Origin of the sequence: Lewinella sp. (assembly GCF_050633125.1) — a bacterium.
Lineage (GTDB): Bacteria > Bacteroidota > Bacteroidia > Chitinophagales > Saprospiraceae > Lewinella.
On record NZ_JBOEFX010000109.1, the window covers coordinates 23,404 to 44,154 of the forward strand.

The window sequence follows — 20,751 nt, forward strand, 5'->3', positions numbered from 1 at the left end:
CAACGCGCTACGTTGCCTGCGCTTTTCGCCTTGCGAATGGAAAAAATAGCGTCTTCAAATTCTCACCAATCCTACCTTGACGAACTATAATTTAAAATATCACCAATTTCCTAACGACCACTTTATCCCGTACGGTCAAGTACAAAAAGTAGACTCCTGGGGTGTCTAGCCTCAGTTGATTATGCCGCAGCATGCCATTTTGTATGAGCTTACCTTGCGAATCATACACTACATAGGGCACCGGTCTGGCGGGTAAGCCACGTAAGTGAATCTCTCCCCGACTAGGATTGGGAAACACCTCTACCGGCGTATCAAAAGTCAAATCCTCGGTACTGGAAACCAGCCAGGTAGAATCACAGGGATAGTCTACGAAATTGTGCGTCAGACCGTTGGCTTCGAAGCAGCGTAGCTTGGTGGTGTACCAAGGAAAGTCGCACAGACCGTAACCTAGTCCCAAACGAAAACTTTTGTCGTTGCCGATGCCGGTGTACACCCTGCCGGTCAGATCGTGTACGAACGAGCCGTTGTTGGCCACGCGCAGGTTTTGGATCGGAAAAGCATAGCCGTCGATGTTGCGTAGCGTCAGGGAGTCGACGTAGACCTGGGCAACGTCCGGGCCCGGAGCGCACGGGCCGTGCCAAGGGGCTTCGTAGTTGACGGTAAAATCGAGCAAATCCGACTCGGTAGTGGGCGACTCGTAAACAAAGCGCAACTCGAAACGATCCTCTATTGCGTTATAGTGGTAAACACTGTCCGCTCGTACGTGTACGTAGGTGAGTTGCCCTATTTCAGCGGCCCCCTCGACTTTTTCGACCACGAAAGCGGTGGTGTCGTTGAGGACCGTAGTATCCACGATTTCGTACACGGCGGGCACCACGCGGTAGCCGTCGTCGACCTCCTCGTACGTCCAGCGGGCACCGATGTGCAGGCTCAGGTCTGGCGGGCCGATGCTGTCCAGCAGCACGCGCTCCTTGCATTCCTCGCCGGTCACGCAGCCGTCCGCATCCACCGAGAGCAGCCACAGATGACTGGCCGCCGCCGCTTCGGGGATGGCCTGGACCTGCCGATCGTCGTACCATACGTGGCCCGCTGCGACGATCTCACCGGTTGGTGTTTCCGCCACTTTGTTTAGAAACGAGGGCCGGTAGCGCCCCAGCGAATCGGTGGGTTCGGCGTAGCTGGGGTGCTGGTACACGCGTACCCAGCGCTTTTCGCCTTGGGGGCTGATGCGCGCGATGTAGCCGTGGTAGGTTTGATTGGTCGAAAACACCCCTTCGCCGCTGAGCTCCCAAGTCGTACCGCATACCAGTAAATCACCGTTAGCGGCCTGCTGAATGTCCCGAGTCTGGTAATGCCGCCCTAGCGAGAAACGATTGACGGGTAGCCGAGAACTCCAAAGTATACTGTCCAGCGTAGGGTTGAGCTGGTTGACCACACCCATGGATTCAAGTATTTCCTCATCGGGTAACAATAGAGAACCATAGTAGAAATTGCCCTGCTCATCTACGTGGAGACTTTGGAATCGACTTATATTATCATCTCCTAAAAAGCGATTTTGTAAAATATTCCCGGCGGTATCCAGCAAGAGGAGATCCAGACCGACATCACCCCCGTCGCCGGGACCGTTCGAGCGTTCGCGTAGTACAGCGAGATCGCCCTGGGGGGTGAATTGAAGATCGTAGAGGTAATTTCGATTGTGTTCGTGCGGTAATAGGCGTTCCCAAATTATTTCTAGTGTGTTCCGATTTAGCTTGATTATTTGAGCACGACTTTGGGTAATATCTGGTAAACGTATATTACCGTACAGGTAAAGAAATTCTTCTCCCGCGATGATTCCTTCGCTATTTGGATCACCAAGATTAAAACTGGGCACGTCCAAGCCATTGAGAAGATTAAAATCTTCGTCAAACACATATAGTAAAGTAGGTCTATTAGTTCCATCTCCATGACGATGGCCTGTGAGATAATACTTATCATCGTAGAAGATCAGTCGATTGGCTCCTTCCGGGAAAAGGGTATCAAGTGTCACGGTCCGTACTAATTCTCCTTCATAAGTAAACTGGTTAATAATAGTACATGAAAGAAATATATTATCTCCTTCCCAACAACTTTGTTTAGCGTTGATGACGATACTGTTACTAGTTACTACCATTCCTTGGGAATGATCTCTTAACGCTTCGGTAGTCGAATACAGCTTACTGTAAGTTACCTGAGCATTTGATAAAATAGGGAAACCTAAAACCAGAACAATAGAAATCAAGTGTATGTTGAAAATTTTCATAATACCTAGAATTGAAACAAAAAAATGTCAGAGAACAAAAAAATCGAGTCAGCCAGTCGGAGTAAAAGTCAGTCATGATCATGAACTGCCTGGTCGGTTGGTAATATCCGCGAGGAAAGTCCGAGCAACCGCTGAAAATATCAAAACCATCGGTATACTCGCCGGAAGGCTTCGTGCCGGTAAGTACGAAATTTTCCACTTCTTTAATTAAATTTCCGTCTTCAACAAAGAAGAGATTGTACGTGTTGGGGTTCTGAGCATTGTAGTCGGCGATCAAAGTACGTAAATACGGCCAAGTGCTAACGGTGCCGGGCGAATGTGGATTATCCGGCTCAATATCCCAAGGGCAAAATGATGTTGAACCATAATTGGTCATTAAGTAATAAGTTAATAAATTATAGAGAGCCCTCAGGACGAGGAAAATGTAAAATCGCGTTGTAAAACTTATTAAAATTAAGTTAAAGCTTTTTTTGGTAAGATGCAGCCCAAAACTTAGGGACGAATACTACCGCGAGTACAGCGAGCATCACCACGAGCAACGCGAGTACCTCCGTGAACGCAGCGAACACAAACACGAGCGTCAGCGAGTACCTCCGTGAGCTACGCGAACACCCCTCCCCTTCCGAAATACTTGGTCGATCTGCGCTACTGCCTTTATATCCTCCAACGGATTTTCCCGGAGTAGTACCAAGTCAGCATACTTCCCAACAGCTACGGTACCAGACATATCCTGGGTCCCCATAAAAAGGGCCGGATTGATAGTTGCTGCTGCCAATGCCTCGGCATTACTAAGCCCTGCTTCGTGGAGGAGCTGTATCTCTTGCTGAAGCCCAATACCAGGATACACGTAGGGCATACCAGCAAAATCAGTACCCGCCAAGATGCTCACACCTTGCTGGTGCAGGAAACCAACCAGTGCTTTTTGTTGCTCGAAAAGGCGCTCCTGCTTCTCCCAATCGACCTGGGTATTCTTGCTTAATCGACGGGCTCGGCTACTTTGCCACTCTTGCTGCAAAAAAGGGTGGATAAATGGCTCATAAACTGGCTGGATCAGCGCACTGTCCCACATTCGCGCTTTCACCTCATAAATCAAAAGGGTTGGACATAGCCAGGTGTCCTCTTCTTTCATAAGCTCAGCAATACGGATAATCCGAGCAGTATCAACTTGCCAAATCTCGTCCAAGCGGTTAAGGTGCTCAATACTTTTTTGGCCTATTTGAATAGACTTTTCAGGTTCTATATATTCAGATAAGTGCCCGGCAAAAGATAGTTCGTGTTCATCAGCGTAAGCAGCAATGGCCTCTACTACTGGCTCCTGTATCAAGGAATAGGTCTTGAAAAAATCGGAGCCCGCAGCTACCAAACTATCCAATAAAAATTCAATGGGCGTAGAGGTCCCATCTATCGGGATTGTAAAATCGTACATCACTGGCGGATTACCATCCAATATCGGGCCGGCACCAAATATCGCTGGCCCTCGCGTTGGGTCTACTGCAACTTTTTGCTTCATCCCCTGCTGAATAGCTAAATCTCCACCCATATCGCGCACTCCTGTGATTCCATGTGCTAATAAAACATCGAATAACAGGGAGTCATTACCTGCATCCCAGGCAAGATGAAAGTGCATATCCCACATTCCGGGCATCAGGTATTTACCACTACCATCAACAGTAATAATCTGGGCATTGGAGGGTGCCAGCCATTCGTTTCCTATAAAATGGATGAGTGAATCTTTGAGAACAACCGTTTGAGACTTCAGCAATTCCCCATTGACGACATCAACAACATTGACATCTTTAATCACTTTATAAACTGGGTCAGTAGCTGTTTTTAGAAATGAACAGCTGTATATCAGCGCCAGACTTAAGCATAGTACTTTCCCCATAGCTTATGGTATCATTCTGAATTAACTATCTGATTACGTTAGGGATGAAGGTAGATTATTTTTTTTCGAACGCTCTTACTTAAAAGCCCGCATCGTAATAGATATTCTTTTCCCATTGTACTTCTTAAAAGCCGGAACCTCGTGCGTCCAGCTAAGATTGGTCTCCCAGGGGATCACAATTACTTCTCCGTTTCTAACCGTAAAATCCTTAAACCCTTTCTTGCCATGTGGCCGCAGCCTAAAAACACGTTCTTGCCCTAGCGAGATCGTGACAATAGGGCTGTCAGTCATCAGGTCACGAGTGTCGTCACGATGTGCTCCAATATAATGGTTTTGCTGGCCATCGTACCAGTTTAGCAGCAAACCATTTAGCCGCGAATCAATATGCTCACAAGCCCAATCGAGGTATCCCTTCAAATCCTGACCAATAGCAAGCGCGTTGTTTTGAGATCCAGTATACCGGTAATTTTTGCCATAAGCCTGTTGCCAACGTGGCGTAAGCACCTCTTTACCATGCATCATCAACCGATGGTAGGATGGCGGATGCCTTTCCCAAAGTTGCAAAAAGGCTTCATACGGTAAATTGAATTGAGGAACGGTGTTGGAAACATAGACTTTGGCCTTTTCGTCTAAAGGAATCGGCTCAAACAATTCATGGTTCATAAGTCGATAAACTTAAAGAAAAAAAAGCACGAAAATACTCCCCACTCTTTACTGGCAGGTGAGCACCTTCGCGCCTTACTCAATTAAACACACTATTCGAATTCAACCCTATTCTTCCAACAAATACACGATTTGCGTCATCCATTTATTGGGATCTGTTTCGGTATCTGGGCCTGGATCCCCCATGTATTTTTCGATAGCAGGTGCTTGAAATTTCAGCCCATTGGCTACCATATAAGCATCAAGAGCTTCGTGTGCAGCACCCGTTCCTTCATAAGGGCCCACATAATTAATTTGCAAGGCACGACCTGCGGGAATATCTATTGAAGTAAGACCTTCTATTGCTGCTCCGCTAGCGGCAGGAATACCTATAGCTACGTCTGATGTTTGCGTTTCTTCATCCCAGGTATAGAACAAGCCAGTAGGCGTACCTGCCATTGCTACTCCACTCTCGCCAAAAGCCATACCCACCGCAGGCATTACTTCCTGAAAATGCGCCCCCATATCCTTCATCGCAACGGTAGCTCGTTTAACAAGGTAATGCGTAGCTGGGAAATCAACTTCCTGGATAGTAAGATCTGGCCCAGCAGGTAAAATGCTTTCTACCTCTTCCTTTAAGAAAGCTAAGCCTTCCTCATAGTCCTTGCTAATCATCCCTTCAAAATCCTGAAAAAGAAGCATCGCATTGAACGGGAAAGGAAATTTGGAATCAAAGGTCCAGGTGACTTCTGTGCCTTTATCGGCTGGTTTAAAATACCAGTTGGAATTGGTGTTGCCTTGTCCGTCAAATTCTATCAAAGTGTGTAAACTATCAGGGCCCCAGGCATCGGTAATCGTTAACTGTCCGGCACCACTATCTTCACTCGTCCAGGTGTAATAGGCACCGGCACCAGCTGTGGTTTCGCTGTATTCATTCTTGATGGTCGCGTCACGCCGCTGCCAGGGCGACCAGCGTTCCCAACTAGGTAATTCACTGACAACTTGATAAACTGTAGCAGGAGCTGCATTAATCGTCGTAGAACGGCTGATAACAACCTGATTGGGCGCAATCAGTCCCAACAAGGCGACAATAGCCAACAAGCCTAAAACTACAAGGCCTAAGGTTTTTAAAACTTTCATAAACAAGTGGTTTTGATAAAAGAATGTTAGTGCTTATCAGGTACCAATACTAGTTAGTTACCCATAACCAAGAGCAAGTTACGGAATTAAAACAACATTTGTTTGATTATTTTTTTCTTATAACAAAACCTACCTTGTATACTCTTCTACTAAAAACATTTTCAGTTCCGTTGTATTTTCAGAATACTGGCCATACGGCTTACAACGGAAGTCTTCTTTTACTAATTTGTAGGTTGCCTCAGAAAGGTTTACCTCCCCTACCAAGCCATTGGTTTCCATGCGAGAAGCTATATTGACGGTGTCTCCCCAAATATCATAGGCAAACTTTTTGATTCCTACGATACCTGCTACCAATGGGCCTGTGTGTATACCAATACGGGCCTCAAAGAAATGGCGGTTGTGTAATCTTCGCTCTACTGCAATCGCTTTCATAAACTCCTGTATCTCCAATGCAGCCATGACGACCCGTCGGGCCTGATCTTCTGCTTTCTGGCTGATACCACCCACCATTAAATAAGCATCCCCAATCGTTTTGATCTTTTCCAATCCATGCCGCTCCGTTATTTCATCGAAAGCCCTAAAACAAAGATCAATCTCTGCCACTAATTCTTCCGGTTCCAACTGTTCAGAAATAGCTGTAAATCCCTTAAAGTCACTAAACATAACAGTCACTCGCTCATGCCGCTTGGCTTTAGCAAAGCCATTTTCTTTCAGTTCTTGAGCCAATTCTGCGGGTAGAATATTTAGTAAAAGTTCTTCGCTTTTCTCTTTTTCGGCTTCTAGCTCCTGGGTACGATTAGCAACCTCCGCCTCCAACTCTTCTCTTCTTTTTTGCAAGGCATAGACCCGGTATTGCATCAAACCTCCCGCGAAAACGATGCCCAGTAAAATCAATAAAGGCCAAAACCATAATCGCTGGTAAAGTGCAGGCTGAATAAGTATTGGAACCATAATCTCCTGCGTCCCCCAGGCTTCTCGCCCACTACGAGCACGAACATGCAAGGTATAGTTGCCCGGTTTAAGATCGGAAAAACGTACCATTGGAAGATTGCTGGGGCTAGACCACTCCTCGTCGTAACCCTCTAGATAATACTGAAAGGTATTCTCGGCAGGATTGCGATAATCCATCAGCGCAAACTCTGCGGTAAACATTCGGTCACGATGCGTAAGGGTAAAGGGGGCTATACCATTTTGTTGCTGCCGAATAAACGTACGCAGACTGTCTCCCTGGCCATCCAAATAACTAAAACTGGTGAGCACTAGCGCCAGCGAGCGACGGGCATCCTTTTGTGCCCGGTAGCGTTCATCTGGCAAAAAGGTATTGACACCATTAAGGCCTCCAAAATAAAACCGCCCATTCTTCGCCTTGAAAAACGATGCTCGGTTAAACTCATTTGCAGAAAGGCCATCCGCAACAGAAAAATTAAACGTGCGCCCGTTTCTTACATTGATCCTACTCAAGCCATTGTCGGTACTAACCCACAAACAACTATCTCCTTCCGGCAAAATACCATTGATAAAATCATTAGGTAAGCCTTCCTGTTGGGTAAACGTTTGTAACTTATTGGTATTAATATTCAGCTTCACCAGCCCTCGAGCAGTACCCAGCCACAACTCCCCTTCCTTTAGAGAAAGTACTGCGTTGATTTGCTGATGTGGCAAAATTACCGGACTATTCTGTGCTGTAGAATAATGAATACTGGGAGTATCCTCTCCTGGGGCCCAGCCGTAAAGTCCATTGTCCAGCGTAGCAATCCAAATACGTTCCTTTCCAGGAGACTGATATAAATGGGAAATCGTTCCACTGATAGGTAAACTATCATTGGTAAAAACCGCCTCTGCCTTTTGCGTCGCCTCGTCGTAGCGGTAAAGTTGCTGATCGTAACCTATCCAAACATCTCCCCGAGGATCAACCAAAACAGCACCTCGGTCTTCACGACTACCTGCAAAAAGGGTGTCTATTTCCAAATTATCAAGATCAATGCGAATACCGTTGCCGGTAAAAAGCGCCCCCTTTGCGTAAGCGATCCCAAAAGGATAATTGAAATAATCCTGCCGGGGAAAAAGTGGTCGCAGCAACTGGTTTTCTGGGTCCAGTACATGCAGCGAGTTATAGTAAGAAAAATAGATATTCCCAGCATCATCTTCTGTCATCCCACGGATACTGCAATAAACATTGCTACAATATTCACTTCCGCCACTGAGATAATGATCGAATAGCCGGTCTGATTGCGTAATCTTTAGCGCTCCAAAATCGGTAGCCAACCAAATTGCACCGGAGTAGTCCTGGTAGACTTGACGATAAGTACAAGTGTTCTTTAATTCCTGCCGAATAGCCTGATCGTAATCGACCCAATTCTTTTGCCAATGATCATAGTACCAAAGCGTACCAAAGCCTCCGACCCATACATCCTGATCCTCTTCTACAAGCAGGGCTCCTAGCTGCGCTTCGCTATGTGTAAAGGGCAATGTACCCCAGCGCACCGCAACCTCTTCTCCACTGGTTTGGATATAAATTCGACCATCTTCTAATAAAACCCATAGTTCTTCACCATGCACATACAACGCCGCAATCTGGCTTGTGCCTCCACCTATTTCCAGCGTACGCAGCAGGGTACCATTCCGGGCCAAAACATCCAGTTTATTGTCACTATTGGCCATTACAAGCTGGCCTTGCCACGAAGCCATCGCTCTTTGGGTCCCTGACCCTGGCAACCTACGTAGCAACTCTAAACCATTCGGCTGCTGGCGTGCCAACCAATTTTGCCCATTTTTTTCGTCATAAACAGTACACCAAAGTTGATCCTCAACAAAACACAAGTTATGAGGAGCTAGCGATTCTCTGCGCACCAACTCCCCTGGCTTAATCTGCTGGGCAAGTGCTTTACGTTCTTCTGGCACAAAGGAGGTTAGAAAATCCGGACTAGCTAAGACAAAATTTTGATCTGGCCCCAACACCATATCCGCCACCATTTCAACAGGCAACTTACCTTGTACAGAACCAGGGTTATAAGTACGAAAAGCATAACCATCAAAACTATTGAGGCCGTTGATCGTCGCCAGCCAGATCATACCAGTAGTATCCTGAAGAATCTTAAAAACATTACGATGACTGAGCCCATCAGAAAACTCATAGACCTCAAGGTCCGTATCCAGACCTTGTCCCGTTAGTGTTGCCGTATTGGAGATACCGCCCAATAGTAGCCCTAAAATGAATGCATACCTTCTCATTAGCACCAAGGTAAGTCTTTTGACAATCATCTCGGATACTTGCTAATTAACGGATTAGGATTAATTTTGCGGAAAATGATCTTAATTATGAATTCTATATACCGTTTTTCCCTGCTCGCGCTATTTGCACTGAGCCTCCTTACTATCACAACAGCCTGTAAAAACGACGGCAGTTCTACTACGGCAGCAAGTACTGTTGACCATTCCGAAAAGCCTTTGGGCCACTTGCTGGAACGTTACCTCAAGGCTTATCCTGATGAGTTGACAGCAATTTCTCAAAACGAAAAGGATTCGGCCATTTTAGTTGCAATGGAAGCTTATAATGCCGGCCGTTACGAGGAAGCGATTGACCTCTTCCCCAACAATGCACGGTCGCTAGAGCAAGCTGGCTACATCCAGCTGTACCACGGCATCTCGCAATTGATGGCCAATAAAAATTTCGATGCGTTTAATACTTTCCAGCGTATCCAGTCGTCTATGGGAAAAGCCTTTGAAATCAGCAATTGGTACTTGGTGATGAATTACGTAGAATTTAACAACGTTTATGAAGCCCGCCAAAAGCTAGAGAAAATCGTTGCCGATGGTGCCTACCCAACCGAGGAAGCAAAGGCGCTGCTAAAGGACTTACCTAAAAAACAGTAGCTTGATTAATGTTGCTAATTGCAGTATATTTACTGCAATTAGTACCTAATCATGGCTGAAAAAAAAATTAACAAGTACACTATCCAGGAATACCTTGAGATAGAGGAGAATGCTCTGGAAAAGAGTGAATACTATCACGGACGGATAGTAGGCATGAGTGGTGGCACTATTGATCATGGTATTATTGGCTCGAACGCTAATATTGCCTTGGGTAATGCTATTGATAAGAAAAAGCTTGCTTGTATCCCGATTAACAGCGAAGTTCGTGTTTATGTCGACGCTTCCAATTCTTTTGTTTACCCAGACGGGATGATCGTTTGCGGAGAAGTCGAGATTTCTGAAGTGGACCCTCATGCGGTTACCAACCCCATTTTGATTGTCGAGGTCCTTTCAAAATCTACGGAACGCTATGACCGTGGTGATAAGTTTCACAAATATTGCTCTCTGCCTTCCTTTCAGGAATACGTCCTTATAGATTCTAAAAAGCCGGTTGTTGATATCTTGTATAGAGAAGATCAATCTTCCTGGAAAATGGTAACAACTATTGGACTGGATAAGGAAATCTATATCCACACCCTTGACACCTATATCTCTATGGAGACTATTTACCGAAACACCTTGCAGTTAGGGCCAGCAGAGTTTGGGCGGGATTAAGCCTCGTCCTTTACTTTTTTTGAAGGTGCGTAGCGAATAGCGAAGCACGGCGCACGGAGGAGCAGCAGCAGTGATAGGAGCGGTTCCGCATTCCCCGCCCAAGCGGGGTGCGGAAAGAGTGGATAGCGCGGTGGCGAGCCTACAGGCGATGCCAGCTGCCCAAAGGAAATAATAAAGACCAGTCTTTTAGTTAGTGTCCACGACGAATACTTAAAAGATGAACCATACAGTTTTCCATATTCCCGACGGTAAAGGCAAATTCTTGTTGCACCTTGGTCCCATCTGCATAAACAGCAGGCTCCCAGCAAGGCATACGGCTGATTGCAGCTAGTAACAATGCATCAATGTCATCATCCTTCGCACTCTCGAAGATATGCGCATTCGTAATTTCACCTTCTTCTGTAATAGTAAACTTGACGGCTGCCAAATCGTAACCTTTGAAACTCCCTACCGGAATATTGTCAATAACATTTTCCTTTAAGTACTGCATCAATTGCTCCTGCCCGCTAGCATAGTGAGCTTCGGTATCGGGATCTACAGTAAACACGATCTCCATTTCTTTTTTCTCATTATAAGCTAATGAATTCTGAGGGAGGTAAACCACCTTTACAAAAATGTCCGTACCGGCATCGGCGGTATTGAGGATAACTTTTTGCGCAGGGGTGAGTTGATCATTTTTGCCAACCACTTTACGCAACTGCCCTTGGCAAGTAGCAGATACCTCGACAGACATATATTCTTTTACCCACGATGGCTTGTAACGGTGATCAAGGTCTGCGATAGTAGTAGCTTCTTTGAGTTCTTCACTGGTCACGGAAAGATAGGGGTAAACCCTGTTGACCTCATAGCTAAAGGTGCTACTTCGCTCCTCTTGAGAAAAACCAAGAGTGGAAAAAACCAAAACCACAAAAACGAGTGTTATCCATTTACTTTTCATGGTACTAAAGTAAAATGAACGGCTGAAACGCCATTGATTTCCACGCTCATTTAACACCTATATAACAAGTAGATGGCTGTTAAAAACAAGCATTTCACCCGCTTTAAAATGGCCTGGGATATTTTCACTTGCTATTAACAACCTTTGGAGGTCAAACAATAAACACATCTTTACTCCGGCTCAAAGCCCAAAATCAAGTTAAAGGTGCCATACTGTTGCCATTCTTTCAGCTGAAAACCGGGCTGATCAAAGCCTAGTCCATAATCAAAGCCAATGGTACCAAACATAGGTAACTGGAAACGCACGCCTAGCCCCGCAGAGCGATACAGGTCAAAAGGGTTAAAGTCCTGGACAGACTTCCAACTGTTGCCGGCTTCGGCGAATCCGAGTACATATCCTCGCGCCGCGCCACTATTAAACAGCGGATAGCGAACCTCTGCCGTAAACTTGCTAAAGGCCGCACCTCCCCCACCAACACTGCCGGGGATATCATTGAGGTCATAACCGCGCAATGACAACAGATCGTTACCTACAAAAGCGGCCTGTTGACTTCCGGTCATGCCATTTCCTCCGAGTTCAAAGCGTTCAAAAGGTGAGGTAGATTGATTGGCACGGTAATTCATCAGCCACCCCATTTTAGCACTTGTCTTTAGTACGGCTTTGCGCCCCAAGGGGAAATACTTTTCGCCTTGGATACGGTATTTATGGTAAGCCAAACGGCTAAACTGTTCATTACCTTCTCCGTCAAATGTTCGCTGCCACGGTGGCGTCCATTGCCCAGAAGCCTCAAAACTTCCGCCTTGGCGTGGAAAGAACGGATCATTGATGTTCCGGTAAGCCAATTTTAGCTGGGTGTAAATATTTTGAAATTTACCCGAACTCAAAGCTGTACCATCATCCAAATCAATGCTTAATAAATTATCCAGACGAATGTATTGGTAGCCTAACTCACTATTCAACGTCCAGCCGCCATTCCCCCACGGCAGTCGTTGCCCCAAGCGCAAATTGGCGCCCGTCACCGATAAGGTCTCCCAATTCTCCAGGCTATCCTGTTCGGCAAAACGCTGATGAAACACACTGAAACCTAAAGACTGAGGCTTGCCCTTAAACCACGGCTCCAAAAAGCTGAGGTTGTAAGACTGAAAACCCAAACCACTGGATTGTGCGCGAATACTAAGTTGTTGTCCATCGCCATGGGCCGAGCGCCAATCACCAGCTAACAATTGCCGAAGTGAAAAATTATTAAAGGTAAATCCTAAGGTCCCTACCATACCTACGCCATTGCCACTCCCAGGGTTGAGACTCGCAGCCAACTCGAACTTATCATTGCGATCTTCCTCTACGTCGTAAGTAATTGCAACCATCCCAGATTCCGGATCCACATCCGTACGAATCCCCATGGTTTCTGGCTTAAAATAGCCGAGGTTGATGAGGGCTCGTTGGGAGCGCAAAACCTCCTCACGACTAAAAGGCTCACCAGGCTGGGTACGCAACTCTCGGCGAATCACATGCTCATTGGTACGCTCGTTGCCAGTTATATTGACTTCACTGATAATAGCGACAGGCCCTTCCTGAAGTTGTATTTCAATGTCCACGGTGTGACCTCGTAGGCTAGTGACAATGGCTTCTGCTTTAAAAAACAAGTGCCCATTATCCATATACAAGCCACTGAGATCACCATTCTCCGGATCAAAATGCAGCTTTTTGTCCAAAAAAGATGGTCGATAAGGGTCGCCTGCCTTGATCTCTAGGACCTGTGCCAATAGTGAAGTATCGTAACGATGAGCACCTTTCCAACCAATCGTTCCTATATAATAAGGTGCACCTTCTTCAATTTTGAGCTGCCAATGCCACTGATTGCGCTCATTCTGCCAACTACTGTCTTGCGTGATTGCTGCATCTACATACCCTTGATCACGGTAATAATGCAATACTGCCGATCGGATGCGAGCTTGCTCTACGGAAGAGAAAACAATTTTCCGCCACCGGCTTACGCCGATGGCCTTATTCAAGCCTTTGATTTGCTGCTGACTCACGCCATCCCAGTGAATATCGATGAGCTTTTGCTTTTGGGGCTTATCAAACTGTACAACCAATGCTATACCACCTGCTGTTATACCGCTCGTCAGCACATAACCTTCAGGAGCATAACCCTCCTCTTCTAAACGTTGATGAATAGCACTTTTAAGTTGTGCTTCTCCAGCGGGCAACCAAGACGTCTTAAGCGGGTGTTGCTGCTTCAGCCATTCCACCCATTCCTCGTTCTTTCGGCGAGAAAGCCCATTTACAGTAACGGCTTCCAGCAGTGGGGCTTCTTCTACCGTAATAGAAAGCCAGACCAAATCCATCTCCGTTTTTTCCTGAACAATTTGGACATCACTAAAGAGCTGTTGCTGCAACAATCTACGCACAGCTTGAGGTATTGTATTACCAGGAAGTTGAATTTTATCCCCTGCCCTCAAACCGCTCATTTGGCGGACGACAGCTGGAGCAGTTCTTTTACAGCCATGCACCTGAATACCAGCTAATTCATAAACCAAGGCCTCTTGTGCACCCAAGGCAATAGGTAAACCTAATAGTGCTATGAGTATAAACTTCCCTAAGTAGTTCATAATGAAAATATTTGCCATAAAGAGCTTTTATCAGCTTATAGCGTTGTATCTCAAACAAATCGAATTTAAGAGGTAGCCTATCTATAATAAGAATTTCCTACTTTTGCTTTGCAGGTTTGGCATCCTCTTAAGTATATGCTAACCAGCACATAGGAATACAAGGGCAGGTAATCCTGTCTCTTTTTGCACGAAATCACTGTCATTAACACCAGTGAACAAGCACGTAAGTAATGAGAAATAAGATTGTACTTTGGGGAACGGATGCTGCCGATGAACGCATTCTCGTAGCCCTCGAATTGAAGATTGATGAAAACAAGGTGATCATTTACACCTTTTCCGAAGCCCTAGCTACGGATGACTTCTATCAGCAAATGATGGACAACTGGCGAAATGACAAAGATGAACCTGTCGTTTTCCCGGAAGGTCACCAAACCTTCTCTCGCGAGTTGTCTATTACTGAAAGTATTCTCCCTGAGGAGATTAAAGTAGAAAGGACCGACCTTATTCAGCGAGCGCAAACGGAGTGGCATTTCGTCGTACTTTCCTCCAAGCTAAGTGACGCATACCGTAATGAACTTAAAGAACTTGAGGAAAAGCTAGCTAGCCTCAAGGATTACGATAAAGAACTATGGGGAAATCTGAAAAATTTCTGGGGAAAAGTCCAGCAGCAAATGCGCGACCGGACCTTACTCAGAGAGCATGCTGATGAAATCAAGGCACGTACCAACAAGGCATTCGATGCTTTGAAGGCCCTGCGTAGTAAGATGGATGACCAGTTTCGCGAAAGCTCTAAGGAAAATATGCAGCGCTTTAGCGAAACAATTGAAGATGTCGAGAAGCGTATTAAAGAAAATACACACCTCAATAAAATTTTTGACGAGCTTAAGCGCTTGCAAAAAGATCTACGCGGCACCACTTTTACCAAAGAACATCGCAATAAATTGTGGCAGCGTATTGATAATGCATTTAAAGAGGTAAAAGAAAAACGTTTTGGTGATCGTGGCGATGGAGGTTCCGGTGGAGGAAACTCACCACTTGACCGAATCACCAGCCGCTACAATGGCCTACTCAATGCTATTGAAAAGATGGAACGGTCCATCAAGCGAGATGAGGATGACCTAGCTTTTCAGGCCCGCAAAATTGATCGTACAGATGGCCAGCTGGAAGCCCAGATTCGTCAGGCAAAAATTCAAATGATCGAACAGCGTGTCAACTCTAAAAAGGAGAAGTACGAGGACATGATGAAGACCAAGGTCCAGCTGGAAGATAAAATAGAAAAGGAAAAAGCTCGCGAAGCACAACGCCAAGCCAAGCGCCAGGAAGAAGCTGCACGTCGGGAAGCAGAAGCCAAGGCCAAAGAAAAGATTGCCGAAGACATCCGCCAACAACAAGAAAAGCTCGAACAAGAAAGTGGCGATCAATTGGCAAGCGCTGCCCAAGCCATCAATGAGCAAAAGGGGGGTAGTAAGAAAACGGTTGCCGAACCTTCGTCTGAAAAAGATAGCCTTGAAGCAGAAACCCCTCCTAAAGTGGAGACACCTCCTGCTCCTGAGGAGTCATTGCTTGATGCTATTGGTACAACCATTGGGGAATCGCTCGAAGATGTTGTTGATACAGTTAAAGCAGTAGCAGAAGTCGTTGCGGCTAAAATTGACGAGAAGGTTGATGACCTGAAGGAAGACTTCAATGATTTAATGAAAGAAGAAGAGTAAAATACTTCTTGAACATACTGATAAAAAGCCCTGCTGAAAATGTTTTCAGCAGGGCTTTTTTCTTTTTTTCTAGCATCCACAAAAAAAATACGCAAAAAATCAACATTTTTTTGGCTTTACCAATAGCGTATAAAAAAAATAAAATTCACTTTAAACACACACAAATACCTAGTAATCAAATGATTACGATTTATTTTACCATATAAAAAATTCACAATTTACCTTTTTTGTCTTTGTTCCCCCTTCATCTTTACCCCATATTTGTAATGTGATCGGGAGGAAAGGCCCACACTAACAAAGCAAAGAGATTGAAAGCAACCTTTGCGATTTCAAATTTGACATGTTCATGGGATTATAATTTGTTGGTGGTGGGACGTCCTGGCAACAACTTTTGTCAGGACGGACTACAGCTACTCAGATTAAATCCTTTAACTATAGAATAAAAAAAGGTGAGGAATTGCTCTCCTCACCTTCGAAAGGTCGTTATTCATGGGATTATACTCAGTCAGTCGTGAGATTACAATTTGTTAAGGTTATGTACGTTTTTTTCGACTGATTATGAGGACGAAGATAGTCCGCTGATATCGTTCAGCAAAATTTCTGACCTCTTTTTTTCAAAAGAGCTACTTATTTTGGATATGTTCATGGGATTATAAGTAAAAAGTCATCCGTACTGCGGATGACTTTTTTTTGTTTATACCCCATCATTACCACTATTGATACCTCCAGAATACGGAGCTATACTAACCAAATACATCACTTGCTGCCCTATAGGTGTTTGCATGAGCTTCAATAATATGAGCTATCCGCTGTGAATAACCACCTCCCATACTTACAGCAACGGGCAGCTTAAATGCCCTACAAGTTTCAAAAACATATTGATCTCTTTGTTTACAAGCTTGTACACTTAGGCTCAAACGCCCCAATCGATCCGTTGCCAAGACATCTACCCCTGCTAAGTAAAACACCATATCTGGCTGATGCTGCTTGAGCAAAAGAGGCAAGATTGCTTCTAGTTTTTGTAAATACACCTCTCCACCTGTTTTATCAGGAAGGCCGATATCTAGATCTGAATGTTCTTTTCGAAGTGGGTAGTTTCGTTCTCCGTGCATACTAAAGGTAAAAACCCGGGGCTCATCTTTAAATATACTGGCAGTACCATTCCCTTGATGCACATCAAGGTCTACTATTAAGATCCGCTCTGCTTCCTTTCTTTTCAACAAATAATTAGCAGCAATAGCAAAATCATTAAATACACAAAAGCCTTCTCCCCTATCCGCAAAAGCATGGTGTGTACCTCCTGCTATATTTAGTGCAACGCCATTTCTCCGAGCATACTGTGCACACTGAATGGTCCCCTGCGAAATATACCGACCTCGTTCAATTAAATCTAGTCTCATTGGAAAGCCAATAGCCCGCTCTTCCTTTCTATTCAGCTTTTGTTCCTGAAGTTTCTGCCAATACGCTTTAGTATGTGTCCAAAGCAGTACTTCTTCAGATAATCGCTCAGGAGGAAAGAACTGCTCTTCGGTTACCGTCCCTTCATACAACAACTGCTCTGGCAGTAACTCATATTTAGCCATCGGAAATCGGTGTCCTTCGGGCAATTGGTATTTATAGATCGGGGAATACGCAATTTTGATCATCAGCTCTTCAAAAAATATTTAATACGCTGTCCTTTATTAAAGAATTACAAAATACCTCAAAATTAAATTAAAAATAACCGTCTCTTCACGTCTACTTCACACCATCTGAGGAAATTGCAACATCAAAAACAAAGCCCATCCCGCCATGAAGCGTGAGCCAGATATTGTTGTTATTTCTGACGTCCACTTGGGCACTTATGGCTGTCACGCCAAGGAACTACTTACCTATCTAAAAAGTATTCGCCCAAAGACACTTGTAATCAATGGAGATTTCATTGATATCTGGCAATTCAGAAAACGATATTTTCCCAAGGAACATATGCAAGTGATTCAGCGTATATTAAAAATGGCAGCCAAAGGCACTAAAGTCTATTACATTACAGGTAATCACGACGATACGCTTCGTCGTTACTCAGATTTCTCTACTGGTAACATTCATTTACGCGATAAGTTGGTTCTCCAATTAAAAGATAAACGTGCCTGGGTCTTCCATGGTGACATCTTTGATCTATCCGTCCGTTATTCCCCTTTTATAGCAAAGCTAGGTGGAAAAAGTTACGATTACCTTATTGTCTTTAATCGTTTTGTGAACAAAATCCGCAAAGTCTTTGGCCTTCAACCAATGTCTTTAGCCAAAGAGGCTAAACAACGCGTAAAAAAGGCAGTCAGTTTTATTAGTGACTTTGAGGAAACAGCCATTGATCTAGCTGGCCAACAAAAATACGACTACGTTATCTGTGGGCATATACACCAGCCCCAAATGAGAACTACCAACGCTCACGGCCATCCAATTACCTACCTCAATGCAGGTGACTGGGTCGAAAACCTCACCGCGCTTGAGTACCAATGGGGACAGTGGAGTATCTATCAATACGATCCTGCTGATTATCAAATCGTCAGTAATCGCTTGATTGTAAAAGAATCTGCAATTCCTTCAACTGATGAGGAAGACCTCGAATTAAAAAAAAACAGCTCGCCCGAAGCATTACTACAAAATATCATGGGGCTAGTCTCTTAGCGATTCTTATTTTTTCAAAGAAGTAGATAGCTAGCTAATTTATCGCTCAATACTCTCTGTAGCTCTATCTTGTGCGTTACTTATGTACATTTAAAATTATTGAGCTATGCCTAAGCTCCTAATTACGGGTGCTGGTGGTCAACTCGGAAAAGAGTTTGCTTCTTTAGCTGCTATTTTCCCGCAGTGGGACTTCCTATTGCCTACCCGGCAAGAACTAGATATTACTGACACGGAACAAGTGGAAGCTTTTTTTGCTGTTCACCGTCCACAATATTGCATGAATACTGCGGCATACACTGCTGTAGACCTGGCTGAGCAAGAGCAAGAGAATGCCTTTGCTATTAATGCCGTCGCTGCTGAGGAACTAGCGGTTATCTGCAAGATTTATAACACCCACTTAGTTCACTATAGTACAGATTATGTCTACCAATCTGGAATTGATCGCCCACTCAAAGAGAATGATCCCACTCACCCCAGAGGTGTTTACGCAGCCTCTAAGTTAGCCGGCGATCAAAAAATAAGTAAAGCCCTTCCTTTAGCTACCATTATTCGTACCTCATGGGTCTATAGTAGCTATGGGCACAATTTTGTTAAAACAATGCTCCGACTGGGTAAGGAACGTCCCGAGTTACGAGTTGTTTTCGACCAAGTTGGAACGCCTACCTATGCTTATGACTTGGCGTTATTTACCTTACAACTTATTGAAAAAGTTGAAACCGGCTTACTAGAACTTCATCAACTGGCTGGCATTTTCCATTACAGCAACGAAGGTGTTTGTAGCTGGTATGACTTTACACTCGCCATTTTTGAAATAGCAGAAATATCATGTAACGTCGATCCCATTGAAAGCTGGGAATATCCAACCCCAGCTCAACGTCCACATTATAGTGTCCTTAACAAAGCAAAAATCAAACAAGCCAGTGGACTTAAAATTCCCCATTGGCGGGATGCTCTTCAGCGTTGTTTACTGAAAATTACTCTCTAATCTGACCACTCCCCTTTACAATCCATTTGTAAGAAGTCAATTCTTGTAAGGCCATAGGACCTCTTGCATGTAATTTTTGGGTACTAATGCCTATTTCTGCCCCCATTCCAAACTGTGCTCCGTCAGTAAAAGCAGTGGTTGTATTTGCATATACCACTGCGGCATCTACCTGCTTGAGAAAATAATCGCAGGTAGCTTCGTCTTCTCCAACAATCGCCTCACTATGCTTGGAACTGTACTTTGCAATATGGTCAAGCGCTTCCTCTATATCAGAAACTACTTTGATTGCAAGCTGCATACTTAAAAATTCCGTTCCAAAGCTATCAGCATTAGCTGCAAATAACAATTCTTTTGGATAAGTGCCCGTCAATAGCGTATAAGCCTGTTCATCGGCTAAAATTTTACACTCATACAAGCTGCCAAGATCAGATACGACAAATGGTAATTGCTCTGCAATCTCTTCATGAATAAGTAAACAATCAAGTGCATTACATACAGACACTCTACGTGCTTTCGCATTCGTAACAATCCCTTTGGCCTTGGTGATATCCGCTGTTTTGTCCAGGTATGTATGAACTATTCCAGCTCCTGTTTCGATCACAGGAACCCTGGCGTTTTCTCTAACGAACCTGATTAAGCCCTGGCTTCCTCGAGGAATAATCACATCTATATATTCATCGGCCTGTAAAATCGCGGGTAATGCTTCCCGCTCACTTGGAGCAAGGTAGCAACAGTCCTCTATCCCGTAAGGTGCTAAAACCGTTTTGATGAGTTGCAAGATTGCCAAATTCGAGCTATGGGCATCTCGACTACCTTTTAAAACAACTCCGTTTCCCGATTTCAAACACAAAGAAAAGACATCAAAAGTTACATTTGGGCGAGATTCAAAAATAATCCCTACAACTCCCAATGGTACACTAATTCTCTTCAATATCAATCCCGATTCCACCTTGCGCTCCTCTAAAAGGTTCCCCAAAGGAGAGGGTAAACTAGCCACTTTCCGTAAATCAGTGGCAATAGCTGCTATCCGTGACGCTGTTAATAACAGCCTATCGTACTTAGGATCATCTTTTGCCATTCGATCTAGATCCTCTTGATTTGCTTTGAGTAAAAAGGGAGCCTCTTCCTCTGACAAATCAGCTAGCGCATTTAATATATCTGCAATTTCCCTCTCTCTAAGGTTCATTAATCGCCTAACAGCCTGTCTTACCTTATCAAGTTCGGGGTAAACTAAAGTTTCGTAGGTTGCCCTCATAGTTTTAATGATTTTACCGAAAACCCATCGGCCTTCTCCAAGGATACAATGGCAAAGGTATTAACCTTAAATAATTACTCCTAGTTCTAAAACAGAGAGGGCCCCGGAAAT

General features: G+C 44.6%; 14 protein-coding genes. 5 read left to right on the plus strand and 9 right to left on the minus strand.

Annotated elements, in window-relative coordinates; all coding sequences use genetic code 11:
• Positions 1-91 precede the first annotated feature (91 nt).
• The 5 genes from ACRBG0_RS21850 to ACRBG0_RS21870 all read right to left on the minus strand — a co-directional run bounded on the left by ACRBG0_RS21850 (position 92) and on the right by ACRBG0_RS21870 (position 9,179).
• Positions 92-2,281, minus strand: coding sequence for a T9SS type A sorting domain-containing protein (locus ACRBG0_RS21850; RefSeq protein WP_431488971.1), 2,190 nt, complete (start codon positions 2,279-2,281; stop codon positions 92-94).
• Positions 2,282-2,861: 580 nt separating this feature from the next.
• A complete protein-coding gene (locus ACRBG0_RS21855) occupies positions 2,862-4,166 on the minus strand; it encodes an amidohydrolase family protein (protein WP_431488972.1) in 1,305 nt (434 codons plus the stop codon).
• Between the two features lie 75 nt (positions 4,167-4,241).
• Positions 4,242-4,829 carry an alpha-ketoglutarate-dependent dioxygenase AlkB gene (locus ACRBG0_RS21860; RefSeq protein WP_431488973.1) on the minus strand — a complete coding sequence of 196 codons (588 nt, stop codon included), beginning with the start codon at positions 4,827-4,829 and terminating at the stop codon, positions 4,242-4,244.
• A 108-nt stretch (positions 4,830-4,937) separates the two neighbouring features.
• Positions 4,938-5,948 carry an SRPBCC family protein gene (locus ACRBG0_RS21865; protein WP_431488974.1) on the minus strand — a complete coding sequence of 337 codons (1,011 nt, stop codon included), beginning with the start codon at positions 5,946-5,948 and terminating at the stop codon, positions 4,938-4,940.
• 129 nt (positions 5,949-6,077) lie between these two features.
• Positions 6,078-9,179, minus strand: coding sequence for an adenylate/guanylate cyclase domain-containing protein (locus tag ACRBG0_RS21870; protein WP_431488975.1), 3,102 nt, complete (start codon positions 9,177-9,179; stop codon positions 6,078-6,080).
• An 87-nt stretch (positions 9,180-9,266) separates the two neighbouring features.
• On the opposite strand from ACRBG0_RS21870, the gene ACRBG0_RS21875 reads away from it, so the two are divergent.
• Positions 9,267-9,821: a hypothetical protein gene (locus tag ACRBG0_RS21875; protein WP_431488976.1), complete on the plus strand. Its 555-nt coding sequence runs from the start codon at positions 9,267-9,269 to the stop codon at positions 9,819-9,821.
• A gap of 51 nt (positions 9,822-9,872) precedes the next feature.
• On the plus strand, positions 9,873-10,475 hold the full coding sequence (locus tag ACRBG0_RS21880; RefSeq protein ID WP_431488977.1) for a Uma2 family endonuclease: 603 nt from the start codon (positions 9,873-9,875) through the stop codon (positions 10,473-10,475).
• A 190-nt stretch (positions 10,476-10,665) separates the two neighbouring features.
• Here ACRBG0_RS21880 and ACRBG0_RS21885 read toward each other — a convergent pair whose 3' ends face one another.
• Both ACRBG0_RS21885 and ACRBG0_RS21890 read right to left on the minus strand, forming a co-directional pair.
• A complete protein-coding gene (locus tag ACRBG0_RS21885) occupies positions 10,666-11,412 on the minus strand; it encodes an energy transducer TonB family protein (RefSeq protein ID WP_431488978.1) in 747 nt (248 codons plus the stop codon).
• A 170-nt stretch (positions 11,413-11,582) separates the two neighbouring features.
• Positions 11,583-14,042: a BamA/OMP85 family outer membrane protein gene (locus ACRBG0_RS21890; RefSeq protein ID WP_431488979.1), complete on the minus strand. Its 2,460-nt coding sequence runs from the start codon at positions 14,040-14,042 to the stop codon at positions 11,583-11,585.
• A gap of 212 nt (positions 14,043-14,254) precedes the next feature.
• Here ACRBG0_RS21890 and ACRBG0_RS21895 point away from each other — a divergent pair, with 212 nt between their 5' ends.
• A complete protein-coding gene (locus ACRBG0_RS21895; RefSeq protein WP_431488980.1) occupies positions 14,255-15,736 on the plus strand; it encodes a hypothetical protein in 1,482 nt (493 codons plus the stop codon).
• A 743-nt stretch (positions 15,737-16,479) separates the two neighbouring features.
• Here ACRBG0_RS21895 and ACRBG0_RS21900 read toward each other — a convergent pair.
• Positions 16,480-17,382: a histone deacetylase family protein gene (locus ACRBG0_RS21900; RefSeq protein ID WP_431488981.1), complete on the minus strand. Its 903-nt coding sequence runs from the start codon at positions 17,380-17,382 to the stop codon at positions 16,480-16,482.
• 145 nt (positions 17,383-17,527) lie between these two features.
• On the opposite strand from ACRBG0_RS21900, the gene ACRBG0_RS21905 reads away from it, so the two are divergent.
• Entirely contained in the window at positions 17,528-18,400 is an 873-nt protein-coding gene (locus ACRBG0_RS21905; RefSeq protein WP_431488982.1) for a UDP-2,3-diacylglucosamine diphosphatase, read from the plus strand.
• Positions 18,401-18,506: 106 nt separating this feature from the next.
• Positions 18,507-19,385 carry a dTDP-4-dehydrorhamnose reductase gene (gene rfbD / locus ACRBG0_RS21910; protein ID WP_431488983.1) on the plus strand — a complete coding sequence of 293 codons (879 nt, stop codon included), beginning with the start codon at positions 18,507-18,509 and terminating at the stop codon, positions 19,383-19,385.
• On the opposite strand, the gene ACRBG0_RS21915 is transcribed toward rfbD, so the two are convergent.
• Positions 19,375-20,640, minus strand: coding sequence for a glutamate-5-semialdehyde dehydrogenase (locus ACRBG0_RS21915; protein ID WP_431488984.1), 1,266 nt, complete (start codon positions 20,638-20,640; stop codon positions 19,375-19,377). The two genes, rfbD and ACRBG0_RS21915, sit on opposite strands and share 11 nt — an antisense overlap.
• Between the last annotated feature and the right edge of the window lie 111 nt (positions 20,641-20,751).